15 protein-coding genes, 1 pseudogene and 1 riboswitch are annotated in these 14,325 nt (G+C 55.6%); of the genes and pseudogenes, 5 read left to right on the top strand and 11 right to left on the bottom strand.

Annotation, left to right across the window (positions count from 1 at the left end; genetic code table 11):
* The 10 genes from F6R98_RS12240 to F6R98_RS12195 all read right to left on the bottom strand — a co-directional run bounded on the left by F6R98_RS12240 (window position 1) and on the right by F6R98_RS12195 (window position 7,735).
* Window positions 1-753 (bottom strand): cobalamin biosynthesis central domain-containing protein, encoded by a 753-nt coding sequence (locus tag F6R98_RS12240; RefSeq protein WP_153249266.1) that lies wholly within the window; start codon window positions 751-753, stop codon window positions 1-3.
* A 6-nt stretch (window positions 754-759) separates the two neighbouring features.
* A complete protein-coding gene (locus F6R98_RS12235) occupies window positions 760-1,164 on the bottom strand; it encodes a clan AA aspartic protease (protein WP_153249265.1) in 405 nt (134 codons plus the stop codon).
* A gap of 19 nt (window positions 1,165-1,183) precedes the next feature.
* Window positions 1,184-1,951 (bottom strand): precorrin-2 C(20)-methyltransferase, encoded by a 768-nt coding sequence (gene cobI / locus F6R98_RS12230; protein WP_153249264.1) that lies wholly within the window; start codon window positions 1,949-1,951, stop codon window positions 1,184-1,186.
* Window positions 1,944-3,230, bottom strand: a complete 1,287-nt coding sequence (gene cbiE / locus F6R98_RS12225) for a precorrin-6y C5,15-methyltransferase (decarboxylating) subunit CbiE (RefSeq protein WP_153249263.1) — start codon at window positions 3,228-3,230, stop codon at window positions 1,944-1,946. The genes cobI and cbiE overlap by 8 nt, the downstream gene beginning before the upstream one ends.
* Window positions 3,223-4,335, bottom strand: coding sequence for a cobalt-precorrin-5B (C(1))-methyltransferase (locus tag F6R98_RS12220; protein ID WP_153249262.1), 1,113 nt, complete (start codon window positions 4,333-4,335; stop codon window positions 3,223-3,225). Before F6R98_RS12220 ends, cbiE begins: the two co-directional genes overlap by 8 nt.
* 5 nt (window positions 4,336-4,340) lie before the next feature.
* Window positions 4,341-4,997, bottom strand: coding sequence for a precorrin-8X methylmutase (locus F6R98_RS12215; protein ID WP_153249261.1), 657 nt, complete (start codon window positions 4,995-4,997; stop codon window positions 4,341-4,343).
* A 242-nt stretch (window positions 4,998-5,239) separates the two neighbouring features.
* A complete protein-coding gene (locus F6R98_RS12210; protein ID WP_153249260.1) occupies window positions 5,240-6,079 on the bottom strand; it encodes a sirohydrochlorin chelatase in 840 nt (279 codons plus the stop codon).
* Window positions 6,076-6,867, bottom strand: a complete 792-nt coding sequence (gene cobM / locus F6R98_RS12205) for a precorrin-4 C(11)-methyltransferase (protein WP_153249259.1) — start codon at window positions 6,865-6,867, stop codon at window positions 6,076-6,078. Before cobM ends, F6R98_RS12210 begins: the two co-directional genes overlap by 4 nt.
* Window positions 6,864-7,541, bottom strand: coding sequence for a CbtA family protein (locus F6R98_RS12200; RefSeq protein ID WP_153249258.1), 678 nt, complete (start codon window positions 7,539-7,541; stop codon window positions 6,864-6,866). The genes cobM and F6R98_RS12200 overlap by 4 nt, the downstream gene beginning before the upstream one ends.
* A gap of 14 nt (window positions 7,542-7,555) precedes the next feature.
* Window positions 7,556-7,735: a CbtB domain-containing protein gene (locus tag F6R98_RS12195; protein WP_153249257.1), complete on the bottom strand. Its 180-nt coding sequence runs from the start codon at window positions 7,733-7,735 to the stop codon at window positions 7,556-7,558.
* A gap of 120 nt (window positions 7,736-7,855) precedes the next feature.
* Window positions 7,856-8,099: riboswitch (cobalamin riboswitch) on the bottom strand.
* Window positions 8,100-8,286: 187 nt separating this feature from the next.
* Between F6R98_RS12195 and F6R98_RS22800 the strand changes: the two are divergent.
* Window positions 8,287-8,418, top strand: a pseudogene (locus tag F6R98_RS22800) (transposase); the annotation flags it as partial.
* An 80-nt stretch (window positions 8,419-8,498) separates the two neighbouring features.
* Window positions 8,499-8,939 (top strand): IS5 family transposase, encoded by a 441-nt coding sequence (locus F6R98_RS12185; protein ID WP_153249255.1) that lies wholly within the window; start codon window positions 8,499-8,501, stop codon window positions 8,937-8,939.
* 156 nt (window positions 8,940-9,095) lie between these two features.
* Here F6R98_RS12185 and F6R98_RS12180 read toward each other — a convergent pair whose 3' ends face one another.
* Window positions 9,096-11,384, bottom strand: coding sequence for a putative bifunctional diguanylate cyclase/phosphodiesterase (locus F6R98_RS12180; protein WP_194269918.1), 2,289 nt, complete (start codon window positions 11,382-11,384; stop codon window positions 9,096-9,098).
* Between the two features lie 335 nt (window positions 11,385-11,719).
* On the opposite strand from F6R98_RS12180, the gene gpmI reads away from it, so the two are divergent.
* From gpmI to sdhD, 3 genes are read left to right on the top strand one after another with little or no spacing between them, the layout of a single operon-like run.
* Window positions 11,720-13,372 carry a 2,3-bisphosphoglycerate-independent phosphoglycerate mutase gene (gene gpmI / locus F6R98_RS12175; protein WP_153251044.1) on the top strand — a complete coding sequence of 551 codons (1,653 nt, stop codon included), beginning with the start codon at window positions 11,720-11,722 and terminating at the stop codon, window positions 13,370-13,372.
* A 5-nt stretch (window positions 13,373-13,377) separates the two neighbouring features.
* Window positions 13,378-13,929 (top strand): succinate dehydrogenase, cytochrome b556 subunit, encoded by a 552-nt coding sequence (gene sdhC, locus F6R98_RS12170; RefSeq protein ID WP_153249253.1) that lies wholly within the window; start codon window positions 13,378-13,380, stop codon window positions 13,927-13,929.
* A 4-nt stretch (window positions 13,930-13,933) separates the two neighbouring features.
* A complete protein-coding gene (sdhD, locus tag F6R98_RS12165; RefSeq protein WP_194269917.1) occupies window positions 13,934-14,323 on the top strand; it encodes a succinate dehydrogenase, hydrophobic membrane anchor protein in 390 nt (129 codons plus the stop codon).
* The last annotated feature ends 2 nt before the right edge of the window (window positions 14,324-14,325 follow it).

Raw genomic sequence — 14,325 nt, 5'->3', positions numbered from 1 at the left:
TTATCGTTCCTCGGGTGGTCGATAGACCACCAGGCGTTCTTCCAGTTGCGCCCACAGTTCAGGCGCTATTTCACGCCGGGTTACCCACAGCACAGCGCGATGCCGCTCGAGATCGACTTCCTCGAAACTTTTGAATAAATGAATATTGGCGGGCAACGGGGTAGGGCGCGTCCACCAGTTTATAGCTCCGGCCTCCTGGACGAAGGCGACGGCTTCTTCGTTAACAACATGCGCGGATACCCGCGTAATGTTGATTTTTGGCGCTTCCACCCGCCAGCCCAATTCGCGCCCGAGTATATCGACCGGAATGGTTTTGCCTACATCCGACGCCGTGGTCAATACCGCTTCCGCTTCCAGCAGCGCCGCCAAATATTCGGCATAGGCGTTGGCGCCGCCGACATGGCCTGACAGTACCGGAATTACATAGCGCGCGTTGTCGTCCACCACCAGCACGCCGGGGTCTTCCTCCTTGGATTTCAGATGCGGGGCGATCAGGCGTACCACCGCGCCCAGCGATACGAAAAATACGAGTTGATCGTAACGCGAAAACAAGTCGCCGATGTGACCGCTCAATGCGCCGGGCAGCGCGTGTATCGTATTCGTCAATGACGTCAAGCTGGTCGCGAATTTTTCCGGTACCGCGATTTCCGCGTCGGGGTGCAGTTCGGCCAGTTTCGCTGCTTGCGCGACGCCGTGTTTGGTGATTGCTACCAGCGCAATCAATGGCGCCGGGGCATTTGGGGCTGAATGCATTAATGCTTACTCCGAGTGTTGATTAATGTTCTTTTTTACTCGGGCATGAGGGATATTGGGACTGTTTGGGTTTACCGTTACCCTTTGATGACCAGGCGACAGCTGCAGGTCCATGTCTTGCATAGGTACAGCGCCGAGCAACACTTCATCTCCCATCAGCAGCGTCCCGACAAAACACATTCTGTTTTCGAACGACGCTTTCACCGGCCCGACGTAAGGCACGGTCATTGAGCGGCCATCTGCTACGGTAACTTCACGTAACGATTCTGTTTGCAAATCGAGTTGCAGTGCAATATCCTCAGGCAGGCACAGCATCAAAGCGCCGGTATCGGCCAGCGCCGTGACCGCCAATGGACGCAATTCAGGCTTGCGTGGATTACTCAGTTCAATATTGGCGAAAATATGTCCCATGTTGTCTCTCCATTGCCCATCATTCAGACTTTTTACGGCAGCCGCGCTGTACTTCGCTTCGCTCCCTGCTCGGATTTTTCACCAGCAACAACGACAGATAATTAACTTTTTCGCCGCGCAAAGCGGTGACATCGATTTCGATGCGTTCGAACTCGGTGCCGGCCTTTTCGATGAATGCGGCATAAGGCAACAGCTGGCGGCGTTGCAAAAGCTCCAGGATATCGTCCAGCAGTGGTTTGACCTTCAATAACACCAGCGTGTCGAAATCATCCAGCAGGCGTTCGATCATCGCGATGCCGTAACCGGCGGGGATAATCGCCACGGTTTCGTCGGTATCCGCCAGCGGCATGCCGAAACTGGCGGCGGCGGCATTAAAGGACGGTACGCCGGGAATGGTTTCGATACGCGCCTGATCGTCCAGGGCGGACAGCGTGCGCGCCAAATGGCTGAAAGTCGAGTAGGTGGACGCGTCGCCTTCCACTAGAAACAGCACATCCTGTCCGCTATTCAGGCGCACCTGCACGGTTTCGGCGGCTTGCAGCCAGTAACCTGCCAGAATTTCGCTGTCGTGGGTCATCGGAAAAACCAGCGGCGTGTGTTCCGCTGGCAATGCCAGCCCCGATTGCAATGCGATCTGCAAGGCATGGCTTTCGGCATTTTTTCGCCGTACCGGGTAGGTCCAGTGCGCGTCGCTGCGTTGCAGCAATGCATAGGCGCGCCGGGTAATCAAACCGGGGTCGCCGGGACCGAGCGAAACGCCGAACAAACGGCCTTGTCTGTTATTCATTGCCCGGCTTCCCCGCGCTGATGATCCACACCGGGTTTTCCGCCTGCATGCGATGCAGATCGAGTATAGGCCGACTGCGTGCCGCTTGCAGTTGGGTTACGTCCCACGGAGCGCCCGACTCTTTTAGCGTTTCCACGGCGTTAGCCAGATTTTCTATGGTGACGAAGTTAATCACCAGCCGACCACCGCTGCGCAAGCGTTGCAAGCACAGCAGGATCAATTCGCGCAATTCGCCGCCGGAGCCGCCGATAAAAATGGCGTCGGCATCGGGCCAACCGGAAATGTCCGGCGGAGCGCGTCCATGGATCAGCGTGTAGTTGGCCGCTTTCAGGCTTGCGCGGTTACTCAGCGCTATGGCGTAGTCGGCCTCGTTTTTTTCGATGGCGTAAACATGCCCGTGCGGACACAGACGCGACGCCTCCAGGCCGACTGCTCCGGAACCTGCGCCGATGTCCCAGACGATGCTGTGCGCGCGCAGCTCCAGGCGCGCCAGCGACACCGCCCGGACTTCGCGCTTGGTAATCAAGCCGCGCTCCGGCGTACGCTGGTGAAAGCGTTCGTCGGGCAAGCCGAATAAGGCTTCGTCGGGTTGCGGTTGTTTACGGTGCAGAATGACGATATTGGGGTCGGCAAAATGCTGCAGCGCGGCTTGTTCGACAGCCAACCAATCCGATATGCATTCGTCTTTTTGCAATAGGTGTTGCGCAACCAGTATTTCGAACTCCGGCGCCAGGCCTTCGGCGAGCAGCATGCGCGCGATACGGTCGGGGCTGTTTTCCGGGCTGGTAAATGCAGCGACCAGCGTGGCGTTGCGTAGCTGCTGCAGTAATGCGTAAAGTCCATGTTCCGGTCCTGCGCCGGACACCCACTCTCCGGCATCGCGGCTGTGCACGGATGCAATCGCAGCGTGTTGCCAGCTCAACCCCAGGCGCGCAAAAGCCCATTGCAGCGTGGAAACATTGGGTATGATTTCCAGTGTGGAGCGATCCAGTTTTCCGGCCAGATAAGCGGCTATGCCATGGCACAACGGATCTCCGCTGGCCAGCACCACTACGCTGCGGCCCTGTTCCAGGGCTTGCGCGACCCAGGACGGAACCTGGGTCAGTTGCCCGCTCAAGTCGCGCTGTTCGGCATTGACGTCGATAGCTGCAGCGAGCAGCTTCAAGGTGCGCGTAGCGCCGATCACCAGCTCCGCTTCGTGAATCAGGCGCAAAGCACCGGCAGTGATCCCGGCAGCGCCATTGTCGAGTACGCCGATGATGCGGCAGCGATCAGACATGATTATCAGCTCCGGAAACTTCGGCCAGTTTATCGCCCTCGAAATCGCACATCAGTATGCGCAAGCTGAATTGATCAGGATAGCGCGTGCGTAAAGTCCGAATCACGCGCCGTCCCAAAGCCTGGTAAAACTCGCTGATCATGCCGAGCGCTTCCATGCGCTCGCTGGCGTAGCGCGCCATTTCCGAGTTGCGGATTTCTTCGCAGACTTCGGGAGGCGCGCCGATGCCGGTAGCAATTTCGGCGAGCAAACCGGTATCGACCTCACTGCGGTTGGCATGGGTAATGGTTTCTCCTTGCGCAATTTTGGTGAGTTTGCCGATCATGCCGCCGATGACGACATGGCGAATTCCGCATTCGACGACGCTATCCAGCGCATATTTCAGAAAATCGCCCATCTGCACAAAACAGGCGGGGGCCAGTTCCGGCAACTCGCGCATGGTGAACTTTTCGGTGCGCCCGCCGGTGGTGAGCACGACTGTTTCCTGTCCCTGGCGCGCTGCAACCTCTATGCCTTGAATCACGCTGGCGCGAAAGGCTGCGGTGGAGTAGGGGTGGACGATGCCGGTCGTACCCAGTATGGAAATACCGCCGATGATGCCGAGACGGTAGTTCAATGTTTTTTTAGCCATTTCCTCGCCGCCGGGTACGGAAATGGAGACTTCCAGTCCGGATCGTTGCAGCAAAAAGTCGCCTACTGCGCGGACGTTGTGCTCGATATTGCGGCGCGGCACAGGGTTGATGGCCGGACCGCCGACCTCCAGGCCGAGACCTTGTCGGGTAACGATACCGACCCCGGCGCCGCCTTTAAGCACCACGCTGCCGATGCAGTCGGATAACAGCCGGACATCGGCGGTCAGCGGCGCCTTGTCGGTTACATCAGGGTCGTCGCCGGCATCCTTGATGACGACGGCGTGGGCGTATTCGCCTTTGCGGCATTCGCCCTCGATTACCGCAAAGCGCACGCACTGACCGTTCGGCAACTCGCATTCAATTTCTTCCGGTACACCACCTGTTATCAGCCCCAAAGTGGCCGCGCGCGCCGCAGCGGCGGAGCAGGCGCCGGTGGTATAACCTTTGCGCGTTCCTTTGACCCTTTTTTTCATGAGACTTAGCGGCGCGCCTCGGCCAGAGCCAGCAGCGCATGGATTACGGCTACCACGAGAGTCGAGCCGCCCTTGCGTCCCGAAGTGATGATCCAGGGCGTTTCCGTTAATTCAGCTGTAGCGGCCTTGGATTCCGCAGCAGATACAAAACCTACCGGCATGCCGACTATCAGCGCCGGCTTAAGATTTTCCTGTCCGATCATGCGCACAATTTCCAGTAATGCGGTGGGGGCGTTGCCTACTGCGATGATTCCACCTTCCAGTAACCCTAATGTCTGCGCCTTGCGCATCGCCTGCACTGCGCGCGTGCTATTTTGCTTTCCGGCCTCGCTAATGACGTCCGGGTCGGCGATGAAATGATGAGCTTTCACGCCGAAATGCTCCAGGCGCGGTTGCGACAAACCTACGCAAATCATTTCCACATCGGCGATCAGCGGCGCGCCATTACGGATGGCTGCAATCCCGGCCTCAATGGCGGAAGGGTGAAAACGGGTTAAACCATTAAACTCGAAATCCGCGGTGGCGTGGATCATGCGTCGGACGACTTGCCATTCCTCCTCCGGGTAGTCATGGGCGCCTGTTTCCGCGTCGACAACCGCAAAAGAGTCGTGTTCGATGCGGCGTCCGGCTTCGGTGAGTTGTTCGGTGATAATGTTGCTCATATTTTGTTCTGTAAGTAGTATGGTCGGGCGGGCTATTTCTCCCGACCGCCAGGTTTGCAAAACGTTGCGGGAAACGCTGAACAAGGCATTCCATATCATCGTTCATCAATAATATCACGAATCGAAATAATGCCTGAGTATTTTGCTTGGTTAAATCGCGGTATTTACCTGGAAGCAGGCTTGTATTGTGCGTATACCCTCGCATGACCGAATGACAGACATAGCGCAATCATGCAGCACAGTTAATGCTGATGTCCTTTGCCCTGGTCGGCGGCAAACTCGCGGTATTTGCAGCCGTCGCACTCCATCATCGCGCGGGCCTGGGCCACACCGTTTGCTTCGTCGATGCGACGCTCCAGCAGGGCCTGTATTTCCGGTTCGAAGCCGAAGTAATCGCCCGATGCAAAATGAATGGAGGGGTATTGCATGCGCAAGCGCTCGTTCTGACGCTTGATGCGTTCGATCAGCGTGCCGGTAAACAGGTAGTAGGGCAGCAGGACGATTTGTCTCATACCTAGCGTTGCCTGACGTTGCACAACGGACTCCAGGCGCGGATAGGTGATGCCGGTGAAGGCGATATCTACCAGGGAATGAGCGCTTTCCTCGTACAGCCAGCGCGCGATCTTCGCCACTTCGCCGTTTGCTACCCGGTCGGACGAGCCGCGCCCAATCAGGATGACGCCGGTGTTGTGTGGATCGGGGTAGTCCAGTTGCGCCAGGGCGCTCCGTTGATTACGCTTCAAAACCGCGAGGATTTCTTCGCACGCGCCGAGATGACGCGCGCAAACGAATTCGGTATCGGGGTGGCGCAACCGAGCATGTTCGATGGCTTCGGGTATTTCCATTTTGACATGGCCCGCGGCATTGAGAATCAGTGGGACCACGATCACGCGCTGACTGTCGCGCGCTGCCAAATCCAGCCCCGCTGCCAGCAACACCTCGGCGAACTCGATGAAGCAGACCACAATGCGCCAGTCCGGATGCCGCGCACGCCATTGCCCGGCAAACTGTTCAATTTCGAGGTTGCCTGCCGTATTGCGGGAACCGTGACCTACCAGCAACAGGGTATCTGTTTTGTTCATGATGAATGTTCCGCTTTGCGAAAACGATGAGAGAAGCCAGGGTCGTAAAGCTTGGAGCGTTTTATATCAGGCCAATGACGTGCGCCCAGTGCCGGGCTGACGATAATCATCGCCTGACTGGTAATGCCTTCGTCCATGCAGCGCGTACGTATATCGCGCAAAGTGCCGCGTACGATTTTCTCCTGATCGGGCCAGCTGGCTTTTTGCACTACTACCACCGGCGCATCATCTGACCATCCGGCATCCATCAACGCGCGTTTTATTTCTTTCAGCAATGTGATGGAAAGAAACAGACACAAGGTGCAATGATGAGCGGCTAATTCGCGTAGCGATTCATGCTCGGGCATCGGCGTTCGGCCCTCGACACGCGTCAGGATTACGGTCTGGGTAACTTCCGGCAGCGTCAGGCTTTCCGCTGCCGCTGCCGCCGAAGCCATCGCCGAAGAGACGCCGGGCACCACGCCGACTTCGATAGCCATCGCATCAAGGGGACGCACCATTTCTATCAACGCGCCGTAAAGACAGGGATCGCCGGTTTGCAGACGCACTATGGTCGCATGCATGCCTGCCTGCTCGATCAGCCAGCCGCTTATCTGCTCCAGCGTCATGTCCTTGGAATCGGCCACGGCGCAGCCGGGCTTGGCCCAGTGTAGCGCGGCTTCCGATACCAGCGAACCGGCATAAAGAATCGCATCGGCCCGTTCGATCAGCTTGCGTCCCTTGACCGTGATCAGATCGGGATCTCCGGGCCCCGCGCCTACGAACCAGACTTTTCCTGGCGGACTCACCCATTATCCTCCATACTGCGTTGAAACAGGTAGACTGAAGATATTCCCAGTAGCAGCCAAAATAAGGCATTGCAGATCAAGGTCGCCACGCGGAACTGCGTTTGCAGGACTTCCGGCGCCAGACTGACGGCTAATGCCGGTTGCGGCGCGCCGAGCCAGTGGGGCAGCATCAGCAATAGCAGTCCCAGCATCTGTAGCAAACGCCGCGCTTGCAGAAACAGCAGGGCCAGACCTGCCGCTGTCGCCAATGTAGTACCCAGCCACCAATGCTGGCGCGCGCTTAACTCGGCAGTAGCCGTGCCGGGCAGCTCGGGCAGCAACCCCAGGCTTGGCGCGGCAAAAAACACCGTATAGCCGGCCAAGCCCCATGCCACACCCTGTAGCAGTCCGGACCCGGACGGACGGCGCAGCAAATAAAGACCGCTTAAAATCAGGCCGTACCCCAAGCCCATCGCCGCGTTGGCCAGGGCTGTACCGGCCGTGCGTCCCCAGAAATTATCTGCTGCCTGCGCTTCGGTTGCGAGCTGTGCGCTCATCCCAAATACATTAGCCCTGTTTTCATAGGTTTCGGCATTCAGAATCAACGGCGTTACCCACAGCGCCTGCAGCAGCGTCAACAGCAACGCCGCCAGCAAGCCGGCTATGGCTGCAGTACGCAATATAGGGATAAACACGGATTGTGAAGGGGTTAATGGCAGGGAAAGTTGGCCGAATGCCGGGTATCGTGCGAGGTATTATGTACTGTGTCCAGCGGCGCAAAGCCCACGGTGAGTATCAGTAAACCACCCAGCACCATGGCGGAAACAGCAGACAGAACCTGGCGTAGATTACGGGTTTCGGTGAGGGTGGAGAGCGATAGAGTAGTCATGGGTATCTCCCTTGGTTTTATTGATAAGACAATAGAAAAACAGACGGGAGAGATACAACCAGGAACGCCAACCCGGTGCGCCACCGGTGGTTTGTCCAGCTTGCACCCGCCCATCGCGGGTTCTAAGCAGCTCCTTTGGCCGGTATCAGGACTGGCGAGCGATGGATTGCTACCATCAGCGCATCTCGTCTTCGTCATGTGTATGCAAGCACACAGTGACGTTTATAGAGCATGCGTTAAGACTCGCTTACCGTTGCGTGGGCAGCGCAGGCTTTACCTGTCGGGGACTTTTCGGCGCACCTGCTTCCCGTTTAACCCGAACCGGTTTTTGATCGGTCCGGGCACCAAGGAGTATTAAGCTACAAACTTTAATGGAATTTTATTCTCACGTCAAAATGTTCTGGGTTCTTTTGACATGAACACGCGCCACCAGCGAAGGTGGAACCACTTCGTAAAGTGGCTAACCGACTCGACATTAGCGCCGAAGACTGGAGCGTTATCTATCCCATACTGGTGAAGCATCGGCATGTCCGGTCGACGTCCGGGGAACGGTGCCGGGCCTTTCTGGCGCTGTTCTGCAAATTCTTCGATCTGGTTCTCAATGGCGTTTGCTGCCGGAAGCGCATGGCAACTGGAACGCCGTGTTCAAGCGTTTTTCCCGCTGGAGCAGGCATGGGGTCTGGCGGTCGCTGTTCGCCGGATGCATCCATCATCCTGATGTGCAAAGCGTGTTTATCGACTCCACCATCAACCGGACTCATCCCTGCACCGGTGGCGCGGCGGGCGGCAACGCCGGGGACGAAGCCTTGGGGGACAATCGAAGGGCGGGTTCAGCACCAGGATTCACGCCATCACGGATGCCTTGGGGAATCCCCTCGAATTCGTACTGACCGGAGGGCAGGCTGAAACCTTGCCGGCGCTGACGCCGGCGGGTGTCCGTGCGTTTGTCGGCGACAAAGGCCATGACAGCGATGCGCTGGACCAGGCCATCGTAGCGAGGGATATGAAAGCCGTGATTCCTCCGCGCTGCAATCGAAACAAGGTGCGCGAATGCGATTGGCTTATTTACAAGGAACGCCATCTGATTGAATGCTTCTTCAACAAAATCAAACATTACCGGAGAATATTTTCGCGTTTTGAAAAAACGGCTCGCAACTACATGGCCTTCCTTCACTTCGTCTCAGCTCTCATTTGGTTGCGGTGATACGTCAACAGAACCTAATTCGGTAACTATTTTTACTACAACGCGTAAGGCCTGAAAGCGGAAATGACGTCTTACGGTCTCAGCAATGTCCGGATAAGCTTTCAGCAGCGCTGAAAGTGTTATATGCCTGATGTTGGGAGGGGCGTATTCTGCTGCTCATGTGCCTTTGGCAGTCTGGTTTGCGCTAGCCAATACTGATTGGGCAAGAAGCAACTGTTCCATTTCCTCGGCAGGCACCGGTTTGGAAAACAAATATCCCTGTGCATAATCGCAGCCGATATCCCGAAGCTGGTCGCGTTGCGCTTTGGTTTCGACGCCCTCGGCAATCACTTTCAGCCCCAGACGATGCGACATGGCGATGATTGCTTCGCATAGCGCGATGCAGGATGGGTCGGTCGGCAAACCCTCTATAAACGAGCGGTCGATTTTAATATAGTCCGCCTTGAATTTCATCAGATAGGACAGGGAAGAGTAGCCCGTGCCGAAATCATCCAGAGCGATCTGTATGCCCAGTTCGCGGAAACGCATCAGTTTTTCCGTGACCTCTCGATGCTCATTGAGCAACAGCCCTTCGGTTATTTCGATGGCCAGATTGGCCGCGCTCGAAGTATCTTTTTGCAGAAACTCTGTCCAGGTGTTGTGAGAACCACCGTCCAGCAGTTGTATTGGCGAAATATTGATGCTGATTTGTATCCGGGTGGATGAACATTGGCCCCAGCGTTTGGCGTACTGAACAGCTTGCTGAAAGACCCAATCGCCAATTTCACCGATCAAGCCGATTTCTTCCGCTATCGGAATAAAAACTGCGGGATTGATCTTGCCCATCAGCGGGTGGGTCCAGCGCAATAACGCTTCCGCCTTGATGATGCGGTCAGTGGCCAAATCGACAATCGGCTGGAAATGCACTTTGAACTGCCGCGCATCAAGCGCGTAACGCAGGCAGTTAATCAACTGCTGCTGCTGCTCGCTCTCCTCGTGGATTGAAGACGTAAAACGACTGTAGCGATTGCGCCCAAGCTTCTTCGAGGCATACATGGCTTGATCCGCGTGTTTTAGCAGGTCGTCCATGTTGTCTGCGTCTTTTGGGTATTCTGCGATGCCGATGCTGCCTGATACGCGTAGAAACTTGTCCGCCAATCCGATTGATCTGGCCAGTATTTGATTGATGCTGCGCGCTATACGCTCTATGCAGGCGATATCGCCGATTTGCGGGATGCACAGGATGAATTCATCACCGCCCAAACGTGCTACCGTATCTCCTTCGCGTACACACCCGCGGAGGCGCTTCGCTGTTTCCTTGAGCAGGTGGTCGCCGGCGGCATGCCCCAGCTGGTCGTTGACGGCCTTGAAACCGTCGAGGTCGATCATCATCAATACCAGCGTCTTTCCCGTGCGTTTCGATTTGCTGATTTCCAATTGCAGACGATCAAAAAACAGGCGGCGATTCGGCAGCAGCGTCAGTGCGTCGTAGTTGGCCTGTTTCCAGATCAATTCTTCCGAACGTTTTTTTTCAGTGATATCGGAGAACAGGCAAATATGCCGGTATACATCCCCGATTTCATCCGGAATGCTGTTAAGCGTAAGCCAGACGGCGAGTTCCGCGCCATTTTTGTGCCTGCTCCATATTTCGCCTTGCCAGTGTCCGTCTGCTCTCAGTATCTGCATGATTTTCTTATACGATGCGCCGCCGGCCCGGTTTTGTTTGAAATGCCGTTGCGGTTTACCGATGACCTCATATTCGGGATAGCCGGTGATGCGTGTGAAAGCGGGATTTACTGCAACGACATAGTCTTTTTGATCGGTGATCATGATGGCCTCGCTGCTGTTTTGGTAAACGGAGGCCGCGAGCAACAATTCTTCCTGCAGGCTTTTGCGTTCGAGAGCTATTCTGGCAAGGTTCGATGCATTTTGCAGTCGATCAAGGTCATTGTCGGAGGGAGGGCCCGCGCTACTACTGCGAAAGATTGAAAAAGTGCCGATAACTTTCCCGGTTGAGGCGCGAATCGGCTCTATCCATACGGCAATCAAGCCGGCCAGCGCCGTGCGTGCATGGTGGTGTTGCCAGTCGGCGTGACAACGGAGATCTTCGACAACGGCGCGTATGCCTTGTTGTGCCGCTATAGCCAGAGAATTCGGAAAATCTTCTATTTCCAGGTTGGACAGCGACGCCTTCAGCGTTGATAAAGCGGCGCTGGAGGCTTTGCAAATCAGGTGGGTTGCTTCTTCGTTAATCAAATGTACGGTGCAAAACGCGTCTTCATCTTTAGTCTCCACATACTCGATAATGAGATCGAGTACCTCGGTCCCATCCAGAATCGGCATGCCTTTGGCCAGATTATCCAGTTTTCTGGAATGGCTATCGGCCAGCTTTTTGACGTGCATAGCCTGTTCCGCAGCAGAATTGACCGATTTGGGCTGGCTGATACGTTGTGCAATCTGTTTCAACGTCCTGGTACTCCATGGCGAGGGATGCCTGATCCATACGGGGCGCGAGCAAAAACAGGCTGGCGGCATCATAAATCTGTGCTTTTCAAGGTTATAATCACGAACAGTTCCGCTTGGTGACAAGAGCGATTGGCTATATCAATATGGTTTTTGGTTATGAATTATGCTATTTTCAATATTAATTGTTATAAATCAGCCGGTTTGCAGGTCATAGCGCCGAAGAGGATTGCGGAAATTTAATGCTGAAATCATCGGATAACATCATTGCGCGTTGTGATCGTGTCGCGTAGCATAGCGCCATAGTTTTTAAGCCGGAGTCTTGCTTGAACAGTCTTGTGTTGAATAAACACCCTGTTTTCCCCGGGATCAACGGGCCTCTGTTGACGATAGTGATGGATGGAATCGGTATCGGTTCCGGTTCCGCGCTGGAGGGCAACGCGGTGCGCAAGGCCTGGACGCCGACGCTGGATTTTCTGCTCACGCATTCCCCTCATACGCTACTTAAAGCGCACGGACTCGCGGTCGGTATGCCCAGCGATGACGACATGGGCAACTCCGAAGTCGGGCATAACGCAATGGGTGCAGGCCGTATCTACCATCAGGGAGCTGCGCTGGTCAATGAGGCGATACAGAGCGGCGGCATTTTTCGCGGCGATGCCTGGCTTCGCGTGATCCGCAATGTGCGCGAACACGATTCGACACTGCACTTTCTCGGGCTGTTTTCGGATGGAAACGTACACGCTCATATCGATCATCTCAAGGCCATGATCGTACAGGCGCGTCAGCAAGACGTTGGGCGCGTACGCGTGCATGTACTGCTGGACGGACGCGATGTGCCGGAAACCTCCGCGCTGGACTATCTGCAACCGTTCGAAACATTTCTTGACGAAATGCGCGGCGAGAATTTCGATATCCGCATAGCCAGCGGCGGCGGGCGCATGTCGATAACCATGGATCGCTACGAAGCCGATTGGGCCATGGTGGAACGCGGCTGGCAAACCCATGTATTGGGCAATGCCCCATACTTCGATAACGCGGTAGCCGCGGTCAACGGTCTGCGCGCGCAACATCCCGGCGTCGGCGATCAGGATTTACCGCCTTTTGTCATTGCCGATGCCGGCGAGCCTGTGGGCAGAATCGAAGATCACGACAGCGTAGTGTTCTTTAATTTTCGCGGCGACCGCGCCATGGAAATTTCGCGGGCTTTTGAAGAAAGCGAATTTTCTGCGTTCGACCGCGTGCACGTACCTGATATTGTCTATGCCGGCATGCTGCAATATGACGGAGATCTGCATATTCCCAAACATTTCCTGGTAGATCCGCCAGCCATACGCAACACCATGAGCGAGTTTCTGGCGCATACGGGCGTCGCGCAACTGGCAATTTCTGAAACCCAAAAATTCGGTCATGTGACCTATTTCTGGAACGGCAACCGTAGCGGTAAATTCGATGAGAAGCTGGAAACCTATATTGAAATTCCGTCCGATCTTGTGCCGTTCCAGCAACGCCCGTGGATGAAATCCGCCGAAATAACCGATGAACTGATCGTGCAACTACAGAGCGGACGCCATCGTTTTCTGCGCGTGAATTACGCCAATGGCGACATGGTGGGACATACCGGGAATCTGCAGGCGGCTACGCTGGCGGTCGAAACGGTAGATCTGGCCTTGAGCCGTATTTTGCCGGTAATTGATGCACTGCAAGGCGCCGCCATAATTACCGCCGATCATGGCAACGCCGACGAAATGTATGAGCTCAATCGCAAAACCGGGGAACCGCAAAAAAATGCGGACGGTTCGTTCAAGCCGAAAACTTCTCACACGTTGAACCCGGTGCCGTTCATTCTGTACGGCAACACTTTGAACAATGCCGTGACGCTGGCGGACATCCCAGCGCCCGGTTTAAGCAATATTGCCTCCACCACGGTAAACCTGCTTGGTTACGAGGCGCCGGAATGCTGGGATACCGGCCTGTTGGCGTTTAACTGAACACTATGACACGTCCGCTTTCCCCTCATCTGCGCATTTTTCGTTTTCCTCCAACCGCGGTGCTGTCGATTCTGCACCGCGTTACCGGCGTCTTGTTAACGCTGGGCTTGCCGGTATGGGTGTTCTGGTTGATGCAGGTGGCTGATGGGCCGTCAGCCTATGAACCTATACACGCATTTTTACAATCCTCGGCCGGTATCAGTAGTTTGTATCTGTGGCTGTTCGCACTTTTTATGCATCTCTGTCATGGGCTACGGCATTTGTTCTGGGATAGCGGCAGGGGCATGCTGCGCGACTCACTACACAGGTACGCCATGCTCGAGTTTAGCGCCGCCGTGATTTTGACGGGCGGATGTTATGGTCTGCATCTCAAGCAAACCGAACTTCAGGGGTTGCCGGCCGCCGACTGGCGCGGGGAACCGGCCAAACGCTGGGCTCCTTCCGCGTATGGCTGCGACAACGCGGCTGAAACTCCGGCTCCCGATTTCGGCGCGCCTGTTATTCGTTGCAGCGCGCTGGTTGATTTTATTAACAGCAAACCAGGGTTGGACATATAAGCCGATGGAAAAACACTATCGCACGCCTCTCAGGTTTGCTTTAGGTTTGGGAACCTCCCGAAGCGGCACGTCGCATTGGTGGCTTCAGCGCGCAAGCGCTGCGGCATTGATTCCTCTGGTGCTATGGTTTGCGCTGTCAGCTGCTTCTCTCCCCTATGCGACTCATGCTGAAATTATGCATTGGCTGACTTTGCCATGGAATACGCTAATACTTGTTTTTCTGCTGGTAGTGATGTTTTGTCACGCCGCGATCGGAATTCAGGTTGTGATAGACGATTATATTCATCTGCGCGCGCTCAAATTTTTCGGACTGATAACTGCACACCTGCTCTTGCTGCTGTTGGCGTCGTTGGCGGTTTACACCCTGATCCGCATTATTGTTTTCAAGGGCTGAAT

Origin of the sequence: Candidatus Methylospira mobilis (assembly GCF_009498235.1) — a bacterium.
In the GTDB taxonomy this organism is placed as follows: domain Bacteria; phylum Pseudomonadota; class Gammaproteobacteria; order Methylococcales; family Methylococcaceae; genus Methylospira; species Methylospira mobilis.
Note: the sequence above shows the minus strand (reverse complement) of the source record. Positions and strands in the feature narration are given on the sequence as shown.

Excerpts from the sequence above, each read along its gene's own strand:
- F6R98_RS12235 (WP_153249265.1), bottom strand. The coding sequence starts at position 1,164 with ATGGGACATATTTTCGCCAATATTGAACTGAGTAATCCACGCAAGCCT.
- F6R98_RS12195 (WP_153249257.1), bottom strand. The coding sequence starts at position 7,735 with ATGACTACTCTATCGCTCTCCACCCTCACCGAAACCCGTAATCTACGC.
- F6R98_RS12220 (WP_153249262.1), bottom strand. The coding sequence starts at position 4,335 with ATGAAAAAAAGGGTCAAAGGAACGCGCAAAGGTTATACCACCGGCGCC.
- F6R98_RS12215 (WP_153249261.1), bottom strand. The coding sequence starts at position 4,997 with ATGAGCAACATTATCACCGAACAACTCACCGAAGCCGGACGCCGCATC.
- F6R98_RS12210 (WP_153249260.1), bottom strand. The coding sequence starts at position 6,079 with ATGAACAAAACAGATACCCTGTTGCTGGTAGGTCACGGTTCCCGCAAT.
- cobI (WP_153249264.1), bottom strand. The coding sequence starts at position 1,951 with ATGAATAACAGACAAGGCCGTTTGTTCGGCGTTTCGCTCGGTCCCGGC.
- sdhD (WP_194269917.1), top strand. The coding sequence starts at position 13,934 with ATGGAAAAACACTATCGCACGCCTCTCAGGTTTGCTTTAGGTTTGGGA.
- sdhC (WP_153249253.1), top strand. The coding sequence starts at position 13,378 with ATGACACGTCCGCTTTCCCCTCATCTGCGCATTTTTCGTTTTCCTCCA.
- cbiE (WP_153249263.1), bottom strand. The coding sequence starts at position 3,230 with ATGTCTGATCGCTGCCGCATCATCGGCGTACTCGACAATGGCGCTGCC.
- F6R98_RS12240 (WP_153249266.1), bottom strand. The coding sequence starts at position 753 with ATGCATTCAGCCCCAAATGCCCCGGCGCCATTGATTGCGCTGGTAGCA.